Origin of the sequence: Brevundimonas sp. NPDC092305 (genome assembly GCF_044755415.1) — a bacterium.
Classification (GTDB): domain Bacteria; phylum Pseudomonadota; class Alphaproteobacteria; order Caulobacterales; family Caulobacteraceae; genus Brevundimonas.
In genome coordinates this window covers 737,132-758,031 of record NZ_JBIVQY010000002.1, presented here as the reverse complement: position 1 = coordinate 758,031, position 20,900 = coordinate 737,132, and the positions used below count along the sequence as shown (strand labels likewise).

Annotated in this window: 20 protein-coding genes, 1 tRNA gene, 1 pseudogene and 1 riboswitch; of the genes and pseudogenes, 18 read left to right on the top strand and 4 right to left on the bottom strand. The window is 66.9% G+C overall.

The features are described from left to right. Positions 1 to 33: 33 nt before the first annotated feature. From ACIQC9_RS14305 to ACIQC9_RS14290, 4 genes are all read left to right on the top strand, one after another. Positions 34 to 1,215: an acyl-CoA dehydrogenase family protein gene (locus ACIQC9_RS14305; protein ID WP_400617165.1), complete on the top strand. Its 1,182-nt coding sequence runs from the start codon at positions 34 to 36 to the stop codon at positions 1,213 to 1,215. Between the two features lie 114 nt (positions 1,216 to 1,329). Continuing rightward, positions 1,330 to 2,472, top strand: a complete 1,143-nt coding sequence (locus tag ACIQC9_RS14300; RefSeq protein ID WP_400617163.1) for an acyl-CoA dehydrogenase family protein — start codon at positions 1,330 to 1,332, stop codon at positions 2,470 to 2,472. Positions 2,473 to 2,502: 30 nt separating this feature from the next. Then, entirely contained in the window at positions 2,503 to 3,687 is a 1,185-nt protein-coding gene (locus tag ACIQC9_RS14295) for an NAD(P)/FAD-dependent oxidoreductase (protein WP_400617160.1), read from the top strand. A 249-nt stretch (positions 3,688 to 3,936) separates the two neighbouring features. Continuing rightward, a complete protein-coding gene (locus tag ACIQC9_RS14290) occupies positions 3,937 to 4,275 on the top strand; it encodes a zf-TFIIB domain-containing protein (RefSeq protein ID WP_400617158.1) in 339 nt (112 codons plus the stop codon). A 28-nt stretch (positions 4,276 to 4,303) separates the two neighbouring features. On the opposite strand, the gene ACIQC9_RS14285 is transcribed toward ACIQC9_RS14290, so the two are convergent. Then, a complete protein-coding gene (locus ACIQC9_RS14285) occupies positions 4,304 to 6,025 on the bottom strand; it encodes a hypothetical protein (RefSeq protein WP_400617156.1) in 1,722 nt (573 codons plus the stop codon). Positions 6,026 to 6,199: 174 nt separating this feature from the next. On the opposite strand from ACIQC9_RS14285, the gene ACIQC9_RS14280 reads away from it, so the two are divergent. The 5 genes from ACIQC9_RS14280 to ACIQC9_RS14260 all read left to right on the top strand — a co-directional run bounded on the left by ACIQC9_RS14280 (position 6,200) and on the right by ACIQC9_RS14260 (position 9,705). Then, the gene (locus tag ACIQC9_RS14280; protein WP_400617153.1) at positions 6,200 to 6,904 is read left to right on the top strand and encodes a response regulator transcription factor; all 705 of its coding nucleotides are present in this window, start codon (positions 6,200 to 6,202) and stop codon (positions 6,902 to 6,904) included. Continuing rightward, on the top strand, positions 6,873 to 8,516 hold the full coding sequence (locus ACIQC9_RS14275; RefSeq protein WP_400617150.1) for an ATP-binding protein: 1,644 nt from the start codon (positions 6,873 to 6,875) through the stop codon (positions 8,514 to 8,516). The genes ACIQC9_RS14280 and ACIQC9_RS14275 overlap by 32 nt, the downstream gene beginning before the upstream one ends. Then, positions 8,513 to 8,938: an HPr kinase/phosphorylase gene (locus tag ACIQC9_RS14270; protein WP_400617147.1), complete on the top strand. Its 426-nt coding sequence runs from the start codon at positions 8,513 to 8,515 to the stop codon at positions 8,936 to 8,938. The genes ACIQC9_RS14275 and ACIQC9_RS14270 overlap by 4 nt, the downstream gene beginning before the upstream one ends. Positions 8,939 to 9,025: 87 nt before the next feature. After that, positions 9,026 to 9,430: a PTS sugar transporter subunit IIA gene (locus ACIQC9_RS14265; protein ID WP_400617145.1), complete on the top strand. Its 405-nt coding sequence runs from the start codon at positions 9,026 to 9,028 to the stop codon at positions 9,428 to 9,430. Then, positions 9,427 to 9,705 carry an HPr family phosphocarrier protein gene (locus tag ACIQC9_RS14260; protein WP_400617143.1) on the top strand — a complete coding sequence of 93 codons (279 nt, stop codon included), beginning with the start codon at positions 9,427 to 9,429 and terminating at the stop codon, positions 9,703 to 9,705. The genes ACIQC9_RS14265 and ACIQC9_RS14260 overlap by 4 nt, the downstream gene beginning before the upstream one ends. A gap of 2 nt (positions 9,706 to 9,707) precedes the next feature. Here the strand turns inward: ACIQC9_RS14260 and ACIQC9_RS14255 are convergent, their stop codons facing one another. Next, on the bottom strand, positions 9,708 to 10,187 hold the full coding sequence (locus ACIQC9_RS14255) for a peptidase S1 (RefSeq protein WP_400617141.1): 480 nt from the start codon (positions 10,185 to 10,187) through the stop codon (positions 9,708 to 9,710). A gap of 185 nt (positions 10,188 to 10,372) precedes the next feature. Here ACIQC9_RS14255 and ACIQC9_RS14250 point away from each other — a divergent pair. The 4 genes from ACIQC9_RS14250 to ACIQC9_RS14235 all read left to right on the top strand — a co-directional run bounded on the left by ACIQC9_RS14250 (position 10,373) and on the right by ACIQC9_RS14235 (position 12,408). Continuing rightward, a tRNA-Ala gene (locus ACIQC9_RS14250) sits at positions 10,373 to 10,448 on the top strand. Between the two features lie 88 nt (positions 10,449 to 10,536). Beyond that, the gene (locus ACIQC9_RS14245; RefSeq protein WP_400617138.1) at positions 10,537 to 11,148 is read left to right on the top strand and encodes a TetR/AcrR family transcriptional regulator; all 612 of its coding nucleotides are present in this window, start codon (positions 10,537 to 10,539) and stop codon (positions 11,146 to 11,148) included. A 43-nt stretch (positions 11,149 to 11,191) separates the two neighbouring features. Beyond that, entirely contained in the window at positions 11,192 to 12,019 is an 828-nt protein-coding gene (locus ACIQC9_RS14240) for a TIGR02587 family membrane protein (protein WP_400617136.1), read from the top strand. Further along, positions 12,019 to 12,408 carry a hypothetical protein gene (locus ACIQC9_RS14235; RefSeq protein WP_400617134.1) on the top strand — a complete coding sequence of 130 codons (390 nt, stop codon included), beginning with the start codon at positions 12,019 to 12,021 and terminating at the stop codon, positions 12,406 to 12,408. Before ACIQC9_RS14240 ends, ACIQC9_RS14235 begins: the two co-directional genes overlap by 1 nt. Here ACIQC9_RS14235 and ACIQC9_RS14230 read toward each other — a convergent pair. Continuing rightward, positions 12,405 to 14,531 (bottom strand): TonB-dependent receptor domain-containing protein, encoded by a 2,127-nt coding sequence (locus ACIQC9_RS14230; RefSeq protein ID WP_400617132.1) that lies wholly within the window; start codon positions 14,529 to 14,531, stop codon positions 12,405 to 12,407. The genes ACIQC9_RS14235 and ACIQC9_RS14230 overlap by 4 nt on opposite strands. A 137-nt stretch (positions 14,532 to 14,668) precedes the next feature. Beyond that, positions 14,669 to 14,777, top strand: a riboswitch (TPP riboswitch). A gap of 147 nt (positions 14,778 to 14,924) precedes the next feature. Here ACIQC9_RS14230 and thiC point away from each other — a divergent pair. From thiC to ACIQC9_RS14215, 3 genes are all read left to right on the top strand, one after another. Beyond that, entirely contained in the window at positions 14,925 to 16,754 is a 1,830-nt protein-coding gene (gene thiC, locus ACIQC9_RS14225; RefSeq protein ID WP_400617372.1) for a phosphomethylpyrimidine synthase ThiC, read from the top strand. Positions 16,755 to 16,818: 64 nt separating this feature from the next. Beyond that, entirely contained in the window at positions 16,819 to 17,487 is a 669-nt protein-coding gene (locus tag ACIQC9_RS14220) for a hypothetical protein (RefSeq protein ID WP_400617129.1), read from the top strand. A gap of 60 nt (positions 17,488 to 17,547) precedes the next feature. Beyond that, complete coding sequence (locus ACIQC9_RS14215) at positions 17,548 to 18,423, top strand: hypothetical protein (RefSeq protein ID WP_400617127.1); 876 nt, start codon at positions 17,548 to 17,550, stop codon at positions 18,421 to 18,423. A 501-nt stretch (positions 18,424 to 18,924) separates the two neighbouring features. On the opposite strand, the pseudogene ACIQC9_RS14210 reads toward ACIQC9_RS14215, so the two are convergent. Then, positions 18,925 to 19,298 (bottom strand): annotated as a pseudogene (locus ACIQC9_RS14210) (nuclear transport factor 2 family protein). Between the two features lie 543 nt (positions 19,299 to 19,841). On the opposite strand from ACIQC9_RS14210, the gene ACIQC9_RS14205 reads away from it, so the two are divergent. Next, positions 19,842 to 20,219 (top strand): endonuclease domain-containing protein, encoded by a 378-nt coding sequence (locus ACIQC9_RS14205; RefSeq protein ID WP_400617125.1) that lies wholly within the window; start codon positions 19,842 to 19,844, stop codon positions 20,217 to 20,219. A 127-nt stretch (positions 20,220 to 20,346) separates the two neighbouring features. Then, positions 20,347 to 20,856: a hypothetical protein gene (locus ACIQC9_RS14200; RefSeq protein ID WP_400617122.1), complete on the top strand. Its 510-nt coding sequence runs from the start codon at positions 20,347 to 20,349 to the stop codon at positions 20,854 to 20,856. Positions 20,857 to 20,900: the final 44 nt, after the last annotated feature.

Here is a 20,900-nt window from a genome sequence, read left to right as displayed (position 1 = left end):
ACGTCGCACCCGAGGAAACGCGGGGACACGCGCATGACCGATCTTGAGACCTTCCGCGCCGAGACGCGCGCCTGGCTGGAGGCGAACTGTCCGCCCGAGGTGCGCGGGCCGGCGAACGACGAAGACGCCATCTGGGGCGGCCGCAATGCGACCTTCAGGACCCCGGCCCACAAGCTCTGGATGGAGCGGATGGGCGCGAAAGGCTGGACCGCGCCGGAGTGGCCGACCGAATACGGCGGCGGCGGACTGAGCCGGGAGGAGGCCAAGGTGCTGGCGTCCGAACTTCGCCGTATCAAGGCCCAACCGGCGCTGAACAGCTTCGGCGTCTGGATGCTGGGGCCCGCGCTGCTGCAGTTCGGGACCGAGGCGCAGAAACAGCGCTTCCTGCCCGAGATCGTGCGCGGCGAAATCCGCTGGTGTCAGGGCTATTCCGAGCCCGGCGCCGGATCCGATCTGGCCGGCCTCCAGACCCGCGCCGAGGACCGGGGCGACCACTGGATCGTCAACGGCCAGAAGGTCTGGACCAGCTACGCCGACAAGGCCGACTGGATCTTCTGTCTGGTGCGCACCGATCCGGACGCGCCCAAGCATCTGGGCATTTCCTTCGTCCTGTTCGACATGGCGACACCGGGCGTCTCGACCCGGCCCATCACCCTGATCAGCGGCAAGAGCCCCTTCTGCGAAACCTTCTTCGATGACGTACGGGTGGAAAAAGAGAACCTCGTCGGGCCACTGAACCGCGGCTGGGACGTCGCCAAGCACCTGCTCGCCCACGAACGGACCATGATCGGCGCCATGGGAGAGATCGGCGCCGGGCGGCCCGCCGGACAGGTCGCACTGGACGCCATCGGAGCCGACGCCGGGGGCCGTCTGGACGAACCCATGCTGCGCGCCCGCATCGCCGAACTGGAGATCGACGCCGCCGCCTTTCGTCTGGCGATGGAGCGGGTCGGCGATCAGGTGAAGGCCGGTCAGGCTCATCCGGCCATCGCCTCCATGCTGAAATACTACGGCTCCGAGCTGAACAAGCGACGCCACGAACTGCTGATGGCGGCGGGCGGATCGGATGCGCTGGAATGGGAGGGCGAGCGATCCCGCGACGGCGCCGCCGCCCGTGGCTGGCTGCGCACCAAGGCCAACTCCATCGAAGGCGGCACCAGCGAAATCCAGCTGAACATCATCGCCAAACACCTGCTCCAGCTGCCGGGGGCGTGAACTCCTGACCCCTGTCACCCTCGGGCTTGACCCGAGGGCGACGTGGCGTCGAGCGCGGTGTCGTGATCTCGACGCGGTGCGACGAACAATCTGATCCTCGGGTCGAGCCCGAGGATGACGAAGGAAAGAGAAGAGCGGATGCCGCTGATCCTGACCGAAGAGCAGACGATGCTGAAGGAGGCCGCCGACGGCTTCCTGAACGAGAACGCGCCCATCGCCCATCTGCGCAAGCTGCGCGATGACCGCGACCCTGACGGCGTCTCGCGCGACCTGTGGCGGGCGTTCGGCGAGATGGGCTTCGCCGGGGTGGTGATCCCCGAAGAGCATGGGGGTTCCGGCCTCGGCGCGGTCGAGGCCGGCGTGGTGGCTGAGGCCCTCGGGCGCACCCTGACGCCCTCGCCCTTCCTCGGCTCAGGCGTGTTGTCGGCGACGGCGCTCAAGGGCGGATCGGCGGAGCAGCAGGCGACGTGGTTGCCCCGCATCGCGGCGGGCGAGGCGATCGTCTCGCTGGCCGTCGACGAAGGCGCCAAGCATGCCCCGGCGCGCATCGCGACGACGGCCGAGCGCTCTGGCAACGGCTTCCGCTTGAATGGCGCGAAGGGCTTCGTGCTGGACGGCCACGTCGCCGACGCCCTGATCGTCGCCGCGCGAACCGAAGGCGGCATGACCCTGTTCCTCGTCGACCCGAAGACGACGGGCGTCGAGATCGAGCGCACCGTGATGGTCGACGCCCACAACGCCGCCCGCGTGACCCTGACCGACGTCGAGGTCGATGCGGACGCCGTGCTCGGCCCGGTCGACGGCGGCGACGCCCTGTTGGAAAGCGCGCTGAACCTCGGCCGCGCCTGCGCCGCCGCCACTCTGAACGGAGCCGGGGATCAGGCTTTCCAGATCACGCTCGACTACCTGCGGACCCGCAAGCAGTTCGGCAAACTCATCGGCGAGTTCCAGTCGCTGCAGCATCGCGCCGCCCATCTGTTCAGCGAGATCGAGATTGCTCGCGCCGCGACGATGGGCGCGCTCAATGCGATCGACGCCGGCCGCGAGGACGCCGCGCTCGCCGTCTCGGTCACCAAGGCCAAGGCGGGCCGTGTCGCCGAACTGGCGGTGCAGGAGGCGGTCCAGATGCACGGCGGCGTCGGCATGACGGACGAGTTCGACGTCGGCCTGTTCATGAAGCGGGTGCGCGTCCTGAACGAGCTGCTGGGCGACGCGGGCTTCCATCAGGAGCGGATGGCCAGAAGCCAGGGGTTCTGACCCGTCGCCCGTCCATGCTAGGCGGGGCGGATGGTGAAACGGCTGGATGTCCTGATCGTCGGCGCGGGCGCGGCCGGCATGATGTGCGCGATCGAGGCAGGTCGGCGGGGCCGGTCGGTGCGCCTCATCGACCACGCCCGGGCGCCGGGCGAGAAGATCCGCATCTCCGGCGGCGGCCGTTGTAACTTCACCAATCTCGAAGCCGGGCCGCACGCCTTCCTCGGCGAGAACCCGCGTTTCGCGACGTCGGCCCTCAAGCGCTACACCCAGCATGACTTCATCAAGCGCGTCGACCGGGCGGGGATCGCCTGGCATGAGAAGACGCTGGGCCAGCTGTTCTGCGACGACAGCGCCAAACAGATCATTCGTATGCTGACGGACGATATTCGAGAGGTCGGGGCGAGCCTGTCGCTGGGCCTCTCGGTCGACCACCTGGCTCGAGTGGACGAGGGGTTCGAGGCAGCCCTCTCCGACGGAACGACCGTTCAGGCGACGTCGCTGGTGCTCGCCACGGGCGGCAAGTCGATCCCCAAGATGGGCGCCACCGGCTGGGCCTATGACACCGCCCGCACGCTCGGTCTCCGGGTGACGGAAACGCGCCCCGCGCTGGTCCCCCTGACCTTCGACCCCGATTGGCTGGCCAAATGGTCCGTGCTCAGCGGACTGTCTGTCGACGCCGTCGTGAGCACCGGAAAGACCGCCTTTCGCGAAGGCATGCTCTTCACCCACCGGGGCCTCAGCGGCCCTTCGATCCTCCAGATCAGTTCCTACTGGCGCGAGGGCGAGCCGATCGTGCTGAAGATGGCGCCCGACGAGGACGTCTACGCCCGGCTCAAGGCGGCGCAGTCCGACAACGGCAAGCAGATGGCGCATACGGCGCTCGGCCACATCGCCCCTAGGCGGCTGGCCGATGTCATCGCCGAGCAGGAAGGCGTGAAGCGCAAGCTGGCCGAGGTGGGAGACAAGACACTAAGGTCGCTGGATCAGGCGGTGAACGGCTGGAGCGTAAAACCGACCGGTTCCGAAGGGTATCGCACCGCCGAGGTGACGCTGGGCGGGGTGGCGACCGACGAACTGGATCAGCAGACGATGCAGGCGAAACGCGTCCCGGGCCTCTACGTCATCGGCGAGGCTGCTGACATCACCGGCTGGCTGGGCGGCTACAACTTTCAATGGGCGTGGTCGTCAGGCTGGGCCGCCGGTCAACATTGCTAGGGCGCTGAAGCTCCCGGCGCGGTTGCTCGCGCTTGAGCGTGAAGAGACCCGCGACCAAGCGACGCGTTGCCGCATGCGTCTGCAAACCCCAGCTTGAGTACTGCGGGACGGGCCCCTCTGGCGCATCGCTGGCTTCCCCAAGGCCTTGGCGAGCGTGATGTCGGACCGCATCGGACGCCCTCGCGCTCGATCCGGCCCCCTCGGTACGGCGCCGGGCGTCCGACCCCTTTCACGGAGTCTTTCCCGCCCATGCCCCTTTTGATGTGCCCCAACGACAATGCGCCGATGCAGACGCTGGAGCGCTCCGGCGTCCAGTTCGACATGTGCCCCACCTGCCGCGGCGTCTGGCTGGATCGCGGTGAGCTGGAAAAGCTGATGGCCTCGGCCAATGAGGAGGGCCGGGCCTCGGCGCCCCAGGCAGCCCCCGCCCCTCAACCCCAGCAGCCCTATCCTCCACAGCCCGCGCCCCAGACGTGGGGCCAGCAAGCCTGGCGCGACGATCGCCGGCCCAAGGACAGCCACTATCGGGACGACGACTACAAGTACCGCAAGAAGAAGCGCGACAGCATCTTCGACATATTCGATTAGGCCTTCTGACCGCAGCCGCCTGAAACGATCAGGCTGCGGCGGCCAGTCCCGCCGCCTGCATCAGACCCCTCAGCGGCGCCAGCGCTTCTGGCGCCGCTGCGAGGGCCGCACGACTTTCCGGCGTGCGAAGCAGCTTGACCGCCTCCACCTTCGCCCTGTCGGCCACCGGCCCCAGCGGCGCGGTGTCCCCCGAGGCCAGACGCAGCAGGATCGACAATTTCTGAACCGTCGCCGCAGGGGAACGCCCGATCTGGGCGATCAATCGCGCCTCGGCCTCGACCGTACCGGCGACGTTCCCCACGGTTTGCGTGATCTCGGCCTCGTCGTGTTCGGACAGGTCGCAGACGCGCGCCGATTTCTGAAGCGCGGCCAGCACGCCCAGCTTCTGGGCCGGGGTATGCGTCGGCGCCGAGCGCATCTCGGTCTCGAACCGCAGCGAGCTGACGCAGGCCGACAGCCAGCGCGCGGCCGAGCGCTTGTTGCCCGCCCCCGTGACGTTCTCGCAGAGCCGGGCGAGAGCCTCGGCCTCGCACAGGACGGTCGAGCAATTCGACACATAGGCGGCGACGAAGTCTGCGGTGACCAGCGATTTGGACCGCTCGTTGAACGCCGACTGGACCTCCTCCAGCGTCAGGAGCCGCCCCGCCGTCGCGGTCAGGGTCATGGCCAGTACGCGCAGGATGTCGATCTCGCCGGTCGCGTCCGACGGCCGCAGTCGGCGTGGACTCATCAGTTCGCGCAGCACCATCCGCGCCAGCGCCGACGCCAGCAGGGGGAACTCGCCCTTCTGCAGCCGCTCGCCCAGCCGCGCCGCCGGACCGTCGACATTGGGCACCTGCAGGGCCACGCGGGGATCCGCGGCGACCAGCAACCCGACCTCGCGCGGCGCCACCATGCGCACGACGGCGGCCAGCGACGCGCCCTGATCCAGCCCCGGCCCCAGCACATCCGCCAGATTGGTCCGCGCCGACAGCAGCTCGCACAGCATTTGCTCGATCGGCACCATCACCAGCGCGTGGGGCGGCCCGTCCATCGGCGCGCCATCGGCCAGATCCATCAACCGGTCCAGCTTGGCCCGCCCGCCACGTACGCCCTTCAGCGCGCCCGCCACGATCCCGCCCATGACAAAGGCGCGATCCGCCTTGCCCGCCAGCCGATGCGCCAGATCGGCGATCGACCGGTGCTCAAGGCTGGGGAACATGTCCTTGCGCCCGGCGATGACGACCCGCTCGATCGCCTTCTCGCAGAGCTTTTGATAGTGCCTGACAAGGTCGTGCACAGGCTGACCGACCGCCTGACTTTCCGGCACCGCGACCTTCTGGATCGCGTGCTGCAGCTCGACGCCGGACGCGTCCAGGCGTTCGGCGAGGTCCGGCCGGTGCAGCAGTTCGAACACCGTCACGCCCTGACGGATCAGCCAGTCTTCCAGCACCCGACCGATCAGTTCGCGCGACAGGGGCGCGTAGAAGTCCTGCGGCGATCCGCAGCGCGGACCGGCCTGATCGTCCGGTATCACCCGTTTGCGCTGAACCTCCGGCGCGCCCCTGGTCAGGATGGTGACGGAGTTGAACTCCATCGTCTCCGGGTCCAGCGTTTCCTTGGTCACCCGCACGGCGGCCGCGCGATCGTCACGCAGCAACTCTTCGGCCGTCTCGATCGCCTGAGCGCGGTTCTCCGTCGCCTGCAGCAGCGCCCACGGCGCCGGAGCGGTCTTGCGGATATAGATTTCGTAGTGGATCGGGCCGGCCATCGGACGCTCACAGTTCACGGCCAGCATGGCCCCCGAGGCTTTAAGGACGCGTTGCGTTGCAGGTTCCCGACGGGCCAACCATATTTTCGGCCGTAATCTCACCCTCTTCCGGTAGAACGGTTACGCTTGCGGCGCGTTGATGCGTGGCGCGACAAGACTTTCGAGGAGACCGCCTTGGCCAACATCACCCTGGTCGACGACGACGAGAACATCGTGGCGTCCGTCTCGCTGGCGCTGGAAAGCCATGGCCACAAGGTCACGGCCTACCACGACGGCGCGACCGGACTGGAGGCGCTCGAGGCCACGCCGCCCGACCTCGCCATCCTCGACGTGAAGATGCCCCGCATGGACGGCATGGAGGTGTTGCGTCGTCTTCGCCAGCACTCCGCGATCCCGGTCATCATGCTGACGTCCAAGGACGAGGAGATCGACGAGATCCTCGGCTTCAACCTCGGCGCCGACGACTACATCCACAAACCCTTCAGCCAGCGTCTGCTGATCGAACGGGTGAAGGCCCTGCTGCGGCGCACCGGAGCCGACGGCGGCGAACCCGAGCCCTCGGGCGACACTTCGGCCAAGGCGATCAAGCGCGGCAAGCTGTCGATGGACCCCGCCCGCCACGAAAGCACCTGGGACGGCCGTCCGGTCAAGCTGACCGTCACGGAGTTCCTGCTGCTGCAAGCGTTGGCCCAGCGCCCGGGCTTTGTGAAGAGCCGCGACAACCTTATGGACGCCGCCTACGACGATCAGGTCTATGTCGACGACCGCACGATCGACAGCCATGTGAAGCGCATGCGCAAGAAGTTCCGGATGGTCGACCCGGAGTTCGACGCCATCGAGACCCTGTATGGCGTTGGATATCGCTACCGCGAAAGCTGATCCCCTCGACAAGGGTGCCCCCTTGCGACCCCGCCGGCCCGCAAGGTTCGGCGGGTCGCGGCTTGGCGGGCTGATCCTTGCGCTCAATCTGCTAAGCCTGCTGATCCTCTTCGTCGGCGCCCTGTTGCTGAACGAGTGGAGGCGCGGGCTGGTCGATGCGCGGATGGAGACGCTGACGGCGCAGGCCGAACTCCTGTCCAACGTGCTCAGCCAGCAGGGCATCACCACCGGCGAGCCCACGCCCGGCTTCGATCCGGTGAAGGCCAGTCAGCAGTTGGTCGACACCTTCATCCCCGTCGGTCAACGCGCGCGGCTGTTCGACATTGACGGCCTGCCGGTCGCCGACAGCTATGCGGTGAGCGAGCGCATCCCCGGCGAGCCCCTGCCGCCGGCCCGCCCGGCCGGCACGCCGACGCCCGACACCTCGAAGGCCGAAGCCCGCACCGCCCGCGACGCCGAAACCGCCCGCGCCGCTCTCGCCTCCGAGGTCGAGGCCGCCCTCGCCGGCCAGAACCAGGCCCAGGTCCGCCTGTCCGAAAGCGGCGACCGCGTCGTGTCGGTCTCCATCCCCGTCCGCCACGTGCAGCAGGTGCTCGGCGTGCTGACGCTGGAGGCCGGCGACGTCGACGAGACCATCGGCGCCCAGCGGCGCGCCCTGATGCCCTTCGCCGTCGTGGCGCTGTTCGTGTCGCTGCTGACCGCGCTGCTGATGCACCTGTTCGTCGCCCGGCCGGTGATGCGCCTGTCCGCCGCCGCCGACGAAGTCCGCCTTCAACGCGCCCGCGCCATCAGCCTGCCCGACCTCGAAGGGCGCAAGGATGAGATCGGCGATCTGGCCCGCTCGCTGGAGACCATGACCCACACCCTGTCTGACCGGATGGACGCCATCGAGGCCTTCGCCGCCGACGTCAGCCACGAGATCAAGAACCCGCTCACCTCGATCCGCTCGGCGCTGGAGACCCTGCCTCTGGTGAAAACGGACGAGCAGCGCGCCCGTCTGACCAATCTGCTGCAGCAGGACGTGCGTCGCCTCGACCGCCTGATCACCGACATCTCCAACGCCTCGCGTCTCGACGCCGAACTGGCCCGCGACCGGCCCCGCACGGTCGACTTGACCGTCCTGCTGACCGAGATCGTCGGCATCTACGCCGCCAGCCGCAAGGAGGGCGAACCGGCCGTGGTCCTGACCGTGCCCGAGGGCGAGCACGCACGGGTCGCGGGCCGCGACGGACCGCTGGGTCAGGTGGTGCGCAACCTGATCGACAACGCCCGGTCGTTCAGCCCGCCCGGCGGAACCGTCCGCGTCAGCCTGATCCGCGACACCATCGACCCCGAGCGGCCGATCCGGGTGCGCATCGACGACGACGGACCGGGCGTACCGCCCGAGAATCTAGAGACGGTGTTCGAGCGCTTCTACACCTCGCGGCCAAAGGGCACGGCTTTCGGAGGCAACTCAGGCCTTGGTCTTTCGATCGTACGCCAGATCATCGAGGCGCACGGCGGCCGGGTCTGGGCCGAGAACCGCAAGGACGAGACCGGCGCGGTGACCGGCGCCCGCTTCGAAGCCGCCCTGCCCGCCCTGCCCACCCCCGCCGCCGGTCGCCGGGGGTGACCGACCAGCCTCTACATGGCGTGGCCGTCGCCCGGCGTTGCACGTGCGGCTGGCGTGGCGTCTGGATCACCGGCCCGTCCGGGGTCGGCAAGAGCGATCTGGCGCTCAGGCTGATCAGCCGCGGCTGGCGGCTCGTCGCCGACGACTACGCCCATGTCTTCGCATCGGGCGGCGCGGCGTGGGCGACGCCCGCGCCCCGAATAGGGGGCCTGATCGAAGCGCGCGGCGTGGGCGTTCTGCCGGCCTGCGCCCTCGGCCTCGTCCGGCTGGATCTGGTCGTCGCACTCACCGCCGAAGCGATTGAACGTCTCCCGGACCCTTCCGTCACGAGGCTGGCCGGCGTCGCCGTGCCCAGCCTTCGGCTGCGTGGTTTCGAGGCTTCGGCGCCCGAAAAGGTCGCACTTGCCCTCGCCGCGCTTTAACCCGCCTCCGGTTTGAGCTATTCCGCCCGGCTTGCGGTGCGCCGATGGCGACCGGACGCGGGGGCGCTTGGGCGTGGTGCTGCTTTCATGATCGGCCTGGTTATCGTCACCCACGGGGGACTGGCCTCTGAATTCCTGTCGGCCATGGAGCATGTGGTGGGGCCCCAGCGCGGGGTCGCGGCCATCTGCATCGGGCCCGAGGACGACATGGAGCGGCGGCGCCGCGACATCGTCGACGCCGCGCGCGCGGTCGACGACGGCGAGGGCGTCATCCTGCTGACCGACATGTTCGGCGGCACCCCCTCCAACCTCGCCATCTCGGTGATGGAGGAAACCCACGCCGAGGTCATCGCCGGCCTGAACCTGCCCATGCTGATCAAGCTGGCCAGCGTCCGCACCCGCGAACCGCTGGAGACCTGCGTGGCCCACGCCCAGGACGCCGGCCGCAAATACATCTCGGTGGCCAGCTGGGTGCTGCAGGGCGAGAAATGAGTCAGACTGCAGCCGCGACCGCCAACATCTGCAACACCCGCGGCCTGCACGCCCGGGCCAGCGCCAAGTTCGTCAAGACGGCGTCGGAGTTCGAGGCCGAGATCCACGTCACCCGCGACGGCGTGACCGTGAACGCCCTGTCGATCATGGGCCTGCTGATGCTGGGCGCCGGCAACGGTTGCACGATTGACATCGCCGCCGACGGCGCGGACGCGCAGGCGGCGGTCGATGCGCTTTTGGACCTCGTCTCCCGTCGATTTGACGAGGACAGCTGAACCTAGGGCGTCTCGGTGATCAGCAGGGTGGTCGAGGCCAGCCCGCCGTTGAAGCTGCCGATCCAGACGTCATAGGTGCCGTTGCGAGGATTGTTGAAGCGAACTTCGGCGTCCCCGTCCCCGTAGCTGTCGTCATCACAGCGCCACTGGCCATCCGGTCCATTGATGATCAGGGTCGTGTCAGACGACGAGATGGTCCGGAACACCAGCGGCAGCGACCCGGCGTCCGAGTAGGTCACCTCGAAATCCGGAGCATCCGAAATCTTGCCCACGCAGGCGGCCGGCAGATCGGTGTCCCTGTAGGCGTCGATGCCGCCCCCCGCGGTTACGGACGCGCGATAGGGGTCGGGCGTAAAACCCGAGCGCAGGCGGATCGAGCCGGAGATCGCGTTGAGGCTGGCGTTCTGCGCGGCGGCCAGTTCCGGCGTGGAGACAGCGGCGAGTGTGATAGCGAGCGCGAGCGCGCGGACGGCGGTGGTCATGACGGCTTCCCCTCGAACGCCCCCAATGACGCCCGGCCCGTTCGAATTTCACCGTTTGGCGAAACTCGTCAAGAGAACGCCGGTCTCTCGTCAGGTTTGGTGAGGACGCGGCCGCCCCGCGTCACCGGGCCTCGCACCCGTTGACACCCCGTCCCCCCACTCGTATGTCCGCGCCTCGCCTGAACGGGGCCGTAGCTCAGTTGGTAGAGCGCGTCGTTCGCAATGACGAGGTCAGGGGTTCGACTCCCCTCGGCTCCACCAGGCGTTTCCCGGACACCGATATCGACCTTGACGCCGCCCGGCGTCCCGGCCGCTTGAACGGATCGCCCGCACACGGGATGCTCCCTTCATGGCCGAATCGCAGACATCGCCGCGCGACCGCGCCGGAACCCAGCGCCGCATCGTCGACGCCGGCGAGCGACTGCTTTTGCGCGACGGCTTTCCGGGCCTGAACGTGCAGACGCTGGCGGCCGAGGCGCGCTGCGACCGCAAGCTGGTCTATCGCTATTTCAACGGCGCCGACGGGGTGGTCGAGAAGTTGGCCGCGCGGGCGCTGGCCGAACTGCTGCGCACGCTCGACGCCGTTCCACGCGGCGAGGGCCGGACCCAGCGCGAGTTCGCGCGCGAAAGCCTGTCGGCCTGGTTGTCCGCCCTGCGCGCCAGCCCTCTGTCGTTGCGTCTCATGGCCTGGGCCCTGGTCGAGCCGACGCCGCTGAACCGTCGCATCGAGACAGAACGGGCGACCCTGCTTCAGGCGTGGATGCGCGAACGCCGTCCCCGCCTCAAGACCGCGCCCGATGGCGACGTCATGGCCGTCAACGCCGTGCTGGTCGGTGCGGTCCAGCATCTGGCCCTCGCCGGCGCCTCGCTCGACTCGGTCGGCGGGGTGACGCTGGACGAGGCGGGTTGGGCCCGCACCACCGCGGCGCTCGATAGCCTGCTGGTCGTCTTCCCGGATTGACGAGCCGAAGGAGCGTTCGGTCACGCCGAGCGTTGCCGTGGGCATGAGCGCCGCCGCAACGCTGAACCCGCCCGACGAACGGGATTACGCCCGCGATCTCGGCCGCGCCTTTGGCGGCGCGCTGCTGTTCAGTCTGCCGCTGTTGATGACGATGGAGATGTGGTGGTTCGGCTTCACGCTGGATCGTGCGCGCCTCGCTATCTTCCTGCTCGTCGGCTTGCCGCTCCTTCTCGGCATCGCGCTTTACGCCGGCTTCAGCCGTCACCAAGGCCTGCTGCACGCGATACAGGACACCTTCGTCGCCATCGCTGTCGGCATGATCACGGGGGCGGCCCTGCTTCTGCTGTTCGGAGTGATCGAGCCGGGCGGGCCGCTGCGGCAGTCGGTGGGACAGATCGCGCTGCAGACCGTGCCCGCCGCCATGGGCGCGCTTCTGGCCCGCAAACAGCTCAGCGGCGCGGGTCGCGGCAAGGGGGACGAGGACGAGGCGAGCTACTTCGGCGAACTGTTCCTGATGGTGGCCGGCGCCCTCTTCATCGCCCTGAACATGGCGCCGACCGAGGAGATGATCCTCATCGCCTACCGCATCACCCCATGGCACGCTTTGGCGCTGGTCGCGGTGTCGCTCACCCTTATGCACGTCATCGTCTATCTCGCCGGCTTCGCCGGACAGGAAGAGCAGGGTCACCCCGTCACCGCCTTCTTCCACTTCACCCTCGCTGGCTACGGTCTGGTGCTGCTGACCAGCCTCTATGTGCTGTGGATCTTCGGCCGCACCGACGGGCACAACATCAAGGAGATGGTCGACGCGGTGGTCGTCCTGTCCTTCCCCGGCGCGATCGGCGCCGCCGCCGCACGGTTGCTCGTCTGATGGCCCGCAAACCCGCAGCCAAACCCGACAGCCAACCCGGACCGCCCGTTCTACAATGGCTGATGAGCGGCCTCGGCCTGCTGCTGACGCTCGCCGTCCTCGTCCTGATCCTGAAGGAAGCCTTCGCCCCGATTGAACCGGCCGCCCTGACCGTGAGGCTGGAAAACGCCCGGCCAGTCGCCGACGGCTGGATCGCTGAGGTCGAGGTCGAGAACACGGGCGACACCACCGCCGCAGCGGTCGAGATCGAAGGCCGGCTCGGCGCCGAAACCGCAGCTATTTCCCTCGACTACGTGCCTGCTGGCGGATCGGAAACCGTCCTACTCGGCTTCAGCGCCGATCCGCGCTCGGGCTTGAGCCTGCGAACCCTCGGCTGGTCCGAGCCCTAGAAGTCCAGATTCACACCGAGGTACAGCCGGCGTGGCTCCTGATTGTTGGCGTACTCCGGCGTGTACTGAACCGGTGTGCCGAACGGCAGCAGGCGCACGAAGTCCGTGTCGAACAGGTTGTAGACCGTGGCGTTCAGGCTGACCCGGTCGGTCACCTGATACGACCCGCCGAAGTGCACCAGCTCATAGGCCTTGTAGTCGCCCCAGGCGTTGAAGGCCGCGCCCGGGCCGCGATAGCGCTCCGAGCGGTATTCGCCACGCACCCACAGGTTCAGATCGTCCGTCGCCCGCCAGCGCAGCTGTCCGTTCAGCATGTGGCGCGGGGTGTCTGTCAGCGGCTGGCCGGCGGCCGAGCCCGACTTCTGCTCGCTGTCCGTGTAGGTGTAGTTGCCCTGCACCGACCACGCCTCGGCGAAGTTCCAGCGCGCGGTGGCCTCGAAGCCCGAGGTCTCGGCCTCGTCGATGTTCACCGACTGCCCGAACTCGACCACCGACGGATAGAAACCGACATCGACGCAGCCGGTCTGCGGATAGTTCCCCGCCTGATAGTTGGCCGCCGTGACGCCCGCCGAGCAGTTCGCCACCGGCACGCCCGAGGCGATCTTGTCCTCGAAGGTATTGTGGAAGGCCGTCAGCGAGGCCCGCAGGTCCCAGCCGTTATCGTAGAACACCGCCAGCTCCGTCGAGACGCTGGTCTCCGGCGTCAGGTCGGGCGAGCCGATCAGGGGAATGCGCCCCTGCCCGCCGAACCCGTTGATGCCGGGCGCCAGCTGCTCGACGCGCGGCGCCTTGTAGCCGGCCGAGACGCCGCCCTTGATCGTCCACTGGTCGGTGGCGTTCCAGACGCCGTACAGGCGCGGGCTGACGTGGTCGCCAAAGGTCGAATGGTCGTCATAGCGGACGCCGCCGGTCAGGGCGAAGCTGTCGGTGAAGCGCCACTCGTCCTCGGCGAACAGCGCCCACTGCTCGAAGGTGAAGGCCGTGGGCGCGACGCCGTCGATCATCTCGGCGTCCCAGTACTGGCCGCCCACCGTGAAGTTGTGGTTGCGCCAGGCGGAGTGCAGCTTGGTGTCGAAGACGATGCTCGTGCTCTCGATATTGCGCGCCTGCCCGCCCGTCACCGGCACCAGCGCCGGCACGATCCGGCCCAGCTTTTCGGTATAGTTGCGCGACAGGGTGCTCTCCAGCGTGCCGAACGGCAGACGCCAGTTGTGGGCCAGCACCTGCTGGTCGCGGTTGAACTCCAGCGCATCCGCATAGCCGCCCGCCACGCCCTGGGTGCCCAGCTGGTTGGCGCTGTTGTCGTACCACTGGTTCGCCGTATCCACGTCCAGCCACAGGTCGTGGTCCGGATGCAGCTGCAGCGCCACCCGCGCGCCGAGGCTCCAGATCTCGTAGGCGGTCGCGCTGCGGCCGAAGCCGGTGACCGGCGTCTCGACCCCGTCCACGCGCTCAAAGGTCAGCTCCGACTGCTCGCGATCCTGCCACGAGCCGCGCACGGCCAGCCCCACCACATCCTTCACCACCGGCCCCGCGGCATAGAGGTTGGCGCCCCATATGTTCCCGAACTCGTCATCGCCCTGCAGCGTATAGTTGGCGCCCAGCGAGCCGGCCCAGACGTCGCCGACTTTGCGGGTGATGATGTTGACCACCCCGCCCATCGCGTCAGAGCCGTACAGCGTCGACACCGGCCCGCGCACCACCTCGATCCGCTCGATCGACGACACCGGCGGCAGGAAGCTTGTCGAGGTCTCGCCGAAGCCGTTCGGGGTCACGCTGCCGGCCGGGTTCTGGCGACGCCCGTCGATCAGGATCAGGGTGTAGTCCGGGCCCATGCCGCGGATGTTGATGGTCTGGCCGCCGGTCTTGCCGACGCCGGCGCCGGTGTCGACGCCCTCGACGTTGTTCAGGATCTCGGCGATCGAGGTCGCGCGCAGCTCCTCGATCTCCTGACGCGGCAGCACGCTGATCGAGGCCGGCGCCTGGGTGATGCGCTGCTCGTAGCCGGCGGCGGTGACCACCACGTCCTCGACCTGCGTCGCCTCCTGGGCGTTCGCGACACCCGCCATGAGGCTGAGCGCGGAGGCGCCGGTCAGGGCGAGTTTCAGGTTGTGGACGGTCATGGGAGGCCCCCTCAAGGCAAAGCTGTATTTTGAGAGTGGTTCTCATACGCATCCGCAGAGTCGGAACAACCGCCCGCCGCCCCGCACATTGTCGCACCCCGCCTGTCGACAGCGCCCCCCGCCTGCGCGTATCGTCGCACCGTTCTCCCGGGGGTCGCGATCGAGCGGCTGAGATAGAGGTGTCCCTCTGACCGGCCGAACCTGATCCGGGTCATGCCGGCGAAGGGATGAGTAACGCTTCGGTCCCAGGCGCATCACGCCACAGGACCCTCTCGCCCGACGTCGGCGGACCCTCTGCAAACAGAGGCCGCCATGAATATCCACGTCACCAACACCGAGCCCTCGCATGATCCCACCGTGGATCTGTCGCTGAAAGACGCCCGCGAGCAGGTGATGAAGGAGACCGGCGCCATCCCGACCGGCGAGCGCGCCGGGTCGCGCAAGGTCTATGTCGCCGGCGAGCTCTACCCCGACATCCGCGTCCCCTTCCGCGAGGTCGCCGTCCACCCGTCGGCCAATGAGCCGCCGGTGACCATCTACGACTCGTCCGGCCCCTATACCGACCCCTCGGAGACCATCGACATCAAGCGCGGCCTGCCCCTCGTGAAGACCAGCTGGCAGCTCGACCGCGGCGATATCGCCCGCGTGGCGAACCCGCGCGAGGTCAAGCCCGAGGACAACGGCCACGCCAGCGGCAAACACCTCGCGCCCCGCTTCGACGTCTCCAACCACCGCGTCTTCAAGGGCGTCGAGGGCCGCCCGGTCACCCAGTACGAATACGCGAAGGCGGGCATCATCACGCCCGAGATGGAATACGTCGCCATCCGCGAGAACCTGCGCCGCGAACAGAACGCCCCCTGCATCCGCGACGGCGAGGACTTCGGCGCCTCCATCCCCGACTTCGTCACCCCCGAGTTCGTGCGTCAGGAGATCGCCCGCGGCCGCGCCATCATCCCGCACAACATCAACCACCCCGAGGTCGAGCCGATGATCATCGGCCGCAACTTCCTGGTGAAGATCAACGCCAACATCGGCAACTCGGCCGTCCTGTCCAGCGTCGATGACGAGGTCGACAAGCTGGTCTGGGCCACCCGCTGGGGCGCCGACAACGTCATGGACCTGTCGACGGGTCGCAACATCCACAACATCCGCGACTGGATCATCCGCAACTCCAGCGTCCCCATCGGCACGGTGCCCATCTATCAGGCGCTGGAAAAGGTGAACGGCATCGCCGAGGACCTGACCTGGGAGGTGTTCCGCGACACCCTGATCGAACAGGCCGAACAGGGCGTCGACTATTTCACCATCCACGCCGGCGTCCGCCTGCCCTTCGTGCCGATGACCGCCAAACGCGTCACCGGCATCGTCTCACGCGGCGGCTCCATCATGGCCAAGTGGTGCCTGTCGCATCACCGCGAGAGCTTCCTCTACGAACATTTCGAGGACATCTGCGACATCATGCGGGCCTACGACGTGTCGTTCAGCCTCGGCGACGGCCTGCGCCCCGGCTCCATCGCCGACGCCAATGACGAGGCCCAGTTCGCCGAGTTGCGCACCCTCGGCGAGCTGACGAAGATCGCCTGGGCCAAGGGCTGTCAGGTCATGATCGAGGGCCCCGGCCACGTGCCGATGCACAAGATCAAGGCCAATATGGATGAGCAGCTGAAGCACTGCCACGAGGCGCCGTTCTACACGCTCGGGCCGCTGACCACCGACATCGCCCCCGGCTACGACCACATCACCAGCGCCATCGGCGCGGCCATGATCGGCTGGTTCGGCACGGCCATGCTCTGCTACGTCACGCCCAAGGAACACTTGGGCCTGCCCGACCGTCAGGACGTCAAGGACGGCGTCATCACCTACAAGATCGCCGCCCACGCCGCCGACCTGGCCAAGGGCCACCCCGCCGCCCGCCTGCACGACGACGCCCTGTCGCGCGCCCGGTTCGAGTTCCGCTGGGAAGACCAGTTCAACCTCGGCCTCGACCCCGAAACGGCCCGCAAATACCACGACGAGACCCTGCCCAAGGAAGCCCACAAGACCGCCCACTTCTGCAGCATGTGCGGCCCGAAATTCTGCTCGATGAAGATCAGCCAGGACATCCGCAGGGACGCGCAGGCCCAGAACGACGCGGGCGGTTCGCTGGTCGACGCCGAGGCCGGAATGGCGGAGATGAGCGCGAAGTTCAGGGCCGGGGGCGGGGTGGTGGAGGTGAAGGTGTGAGCTTTCACGTCTAGCTTGAACCGGCATCGAAAGGATATGCTACCCAAACTTGAGGGAGATTGTCTTGGAACCAGTACCGGTAACTGCCACGCCTGCGTCTATCGCCAACGCCGCCATGTCGATCCTAGAGGCAGAGGGTGGTGGGCCGATGTCGCTTGCGAGACTTGGACAGTTGGTTGGGAAAAGAGAATCTGTCTCGATTAGAGCTACGCTAGGCTCGAAACCGCTAAGCCAGCTGCTGCGCGAGACTTTTGGTGATCGGCTGAACATTACTGGGGAGGGGGCGGAAATCGAAGTCTCGATTGCCACCAACTCGACTCCTCTGAAGCGCAGGTACGACGCATCCGTATTTTCGGCGTTTTCTAAACCACTGGAACCCGGGCGCCGGCGCTGGCTTAGAACGGTTCAACCTTACAAGTTCTACGACGCGGTGGATCCCGTGGCCGATCCGGCGGCTAGGGAAATTCCTGCGAGCTTGATTGTTAGTGAGGAACCCGATCGTCAGCTCAGGGCCGACAAGGCAGAGGCTGCGATTGCTCGGTGGACAGCGGAGCACGGATTAGATTCGACCAACTATTTGAAGCCGCTAAAAATTAGATCTGAATCGGTAGGAGCGGGGGATTCCCATCCCGGACTTGAGGCTTTGAGATCAATTGTCGCTGCTATCCCGCCTGGAGAACGGAAAGACCTCACTCTAAGCTTGGACTTGATCGCAAAACTCATCGGGCATTGACGTATGCCTCTGACAGCGTGCGCGATCATCGGGGCGCCCGATAGTGTCCGAAAATCGGTTTTGGATCGCCTGAATCTCCGTTTTCCGAACGGCTACTTGTTCAGGTTCCAAGCGGCCAAAATCCGCGCGAGCAGGCAGGCCGCGTACGCTGATGATGACATTAGCAATGCGCTCGAAACGATTTCCGACGCGGCGTTCGGCTCTACGAAGCGCCCGGTAGGTTTCTGCCGGCATGCGAATTCAGGATGCTCTTTGGCGCCAGGCCAGAAGAAAACTTGCTCGAAAACGGCTGGAGCGGCCTGCAGCCTAGAGAAGCCTGACTTTCTTATTGTGGCTTATCAAGCGGGCCCCCAGTCAGGGTCACTTCTCAGCAGGCTTTACCATTCGGTACTTCCTATCGAGATTCCGGAAAGGCTTTACGGGTCGAGAACTGGGACCGCTGAGTTCTTGGAGGAGAATATTGCCCGCGCAATCGAGAGACTATTGAGGATTAAGGCCATGTATGGCCAAGGCGCTTGTCCATTCTTGCTCCCGCCGCTGAATTTTGGCGACGGAAAAGCGGTTCAAAAGCTATTGAAAGAGGCTCTTCAGACCGAGAATATTAGCGCGAGCGCGACCGAATTTCGCCGTTCCCGATGGGATAAATCGGGGAACTATTATATTGGGCGATCAGGTTTGAAGTTTGCCCCCGCCAAAGGGGCGGCCCGGCATGGCAGCGCTTCTGTCCATCCCGACCAAGCGATCGCACTGACCAAATACTATCGGCTTGGTTGCGCTTTTCACGACGAGTTTCATTGGGATGTTGGCGTCGGCGGCAAGAAGCACTTGGCGGGCAACTATCCGTTCTATTGCCGGTGTGCGACGGATCCGGATGACAGGAAGACCTATCCAAAATCCAAACACGCTAATGTTCTCATAGAAGATTGTCTTAGATAGGCATCCCCCCGCGCAGATATGAGCGCGAGGGGAACCTAATCTCTTCGAGGGTTGATGGACGATTGAAGCCGAAGCTCCCGTGTCATCATTGCCAGCGTTAGGTACCAATTAGCCCGGCAACTACGATTTGGCATCCCGACAGCACCTCCCTCGGAAAGGGCCAAAACCGAAGTTTCAACCCATTTCAGATGCAGCCGTTAAGCACCACGTCGTCAAGTGGCTATGTATACCACCATCCACTAACGTCAACCAACAAACATGGTTTCCAAGTTTTAACTCGATGCAATTAAGCTATAAGGCTCTGTATAAAAAGAATAACTTCTCATCCCTCCCCGCCATCCCCCGCAACTCCTCCTGGAAACACCCCCGCCTGCTGCACCCCGAGATCAGCCACTTCCCCACCATCACGGCGGGCACGCCGTTGATCCCGCGCGAGATCCCCAGCGCCTCCGCCGCCTGCACCTCGGCGGCATGGAGGTCACACAAGAGCGCCCCTTACGGCTACTGACGGGGCCGCTGGCTCACATGCTCGTGCTTCAGACGCCAGCGGCCGTCGATCCGGACCCAGACCGTGGTGTAGCGCTCATCGACGGCCTCCTCGGTCCCGTCCTGGCGCCACAGGCCCAGGAAGCGGCCGGTGATCAGGGCGGCCGTGTCGCCCAGCGGCGTGACCTCGACGTCCGGCTGCCGCCTTCGACCAGACGCCCCTCGCCCGCCGTCATGTTCCGGATCTGCTCGCTCCGCTCGCGCCGGTTGGCGTGGGTTCCGACATAGACGAAGTCTGGCGCGAACAGGGCGTCCAGCGCCGCCGCGTCGCGGGCCAGACTCGCGGCGTCATAGGCCGCATTGGCCTCCGCCGGAGTCTCCTGCGCCATGGCCGCACCACCCGGAACCAGCGTCGCCGCCGCGATCATCGCGACCCAAACCCCGTTTCGCCCCATCGTCCGTCCCCCTTTTTTGCAGAGCATAATCTAGCACGAGGTCCGCGATGATCCGCGCCCTCGGGCCGACGCCCTGATCGCCAGCCGCCCTGTCCCGCCATCACCGGACGGACGAAACCTTCTAGTCCTCCCCCATCGGGGGAGGGGGACCGCGTCTTCGCGGTGGAGGGGGCTGGCGGCGGGCTGGGCGCCTGAAGGTTGGCGGTGCGGGGCTTCATCTTCAAACATCGCATCTGGGGTGAGCCCCCTCCACCATGCTGCGCATGGTCCCCCTCCCCCGATGGGGGAGGATTTACGAACTGGCGTCTTCGCGGTGGAGGCGGCCGGCGGCGAGCTGGGCGCCTGAAGGTTGGCGGTTCGGGGTTTCGTCTTGAAAAATCGGATCCGCGGTAAGCCCCCTCCACCATGCTGTGCATGGTCCCCCTCCCCCGATGGGGGAGGATTTACGGCACGGAAGATTCGCGTTTAGCTGGCATCATGTATTCGCCTCAAATAACCATTGCGCGTGCGCGAGAGCTGCGGCGTACCATGACGCTGCCGGAGGTCATCCTGTGGCAGGCGCTCCGGGGGCGGAAGCTGGGTGGAGCGCGATTCAGACGGCAGCACCCGGTCGGGCCGTACATTCTCGACTTCTATTGCGAGGACGCCCGGCTGGCGGTGGAGGTTGACGGACAGGGGCACGAGCATCCGGACCAGATGCGCCATGACGCGCGGCGGACGGCATGGCTGATGCTGAGGGGGATCATTGTCCACCGGATCGCGGCGCGGGAGGTGCTGGGAAATCTGGACGGGGTGCTGGCGGGTCTGAAAGCGCGGGTTGGCGGCGGGCTCGCTCCACCGCCCCAGGGCCCGTAACCGGCGCCATCCGACGAACCTTAACCCCCTGAAATCCCTCACCCTCCCGTGACGCTGCCCCCACGCTACGTCACCACGCCTTCCGGCGGCCTTAAACTCCCTCCCCTTTTCACAGGGGGACTGACCGATGAGAGACGACGACGACCACCTTCCCGCCCCGGCCCCGACCGGCCGCCGCATGGCGCCGGACGACGTCTGGGTTCAGGTGCGCGAGGACTATCTGGGCGGCCTGTCGGCGCCGGAGTGTTGCCGCCGGTACGGGGTGGGGCTCAGCGCGCTGCGCGAGCGGGCGGCGCGCGAGGGGTGGCGGCGGATCGACCAGCCGTGGACGCCGCCCAACCCGCTGGATCCCGACGACGAGGGGTTGGTGCTGGAGGAGCAGGTCGGCGGCGATCTCGACAAGGTCGACCTGTGCCAGCTGTCCTACGTCGCCTTCCGCCGGATGATGCGGGCGGTGATGCGCGGCGACGCCGCCGAGGCCCTGCGCTGGCGCCGCGTGCGTCAGGCCATGGACGACGAAGAGGCCGAGCTGGACCGGATGATCGCCCGGCAGGAGGCGGTGCGCCACTACCTCGGCTATCCGGACGGTCCGGACGCATCGGACGCTTCGGACGGTGTTTCCGGCGGGCCGCCCTGACCGCGTCGGCCTTCGTCGAAGGGTTGTCGCAAGCCGATTGCGGG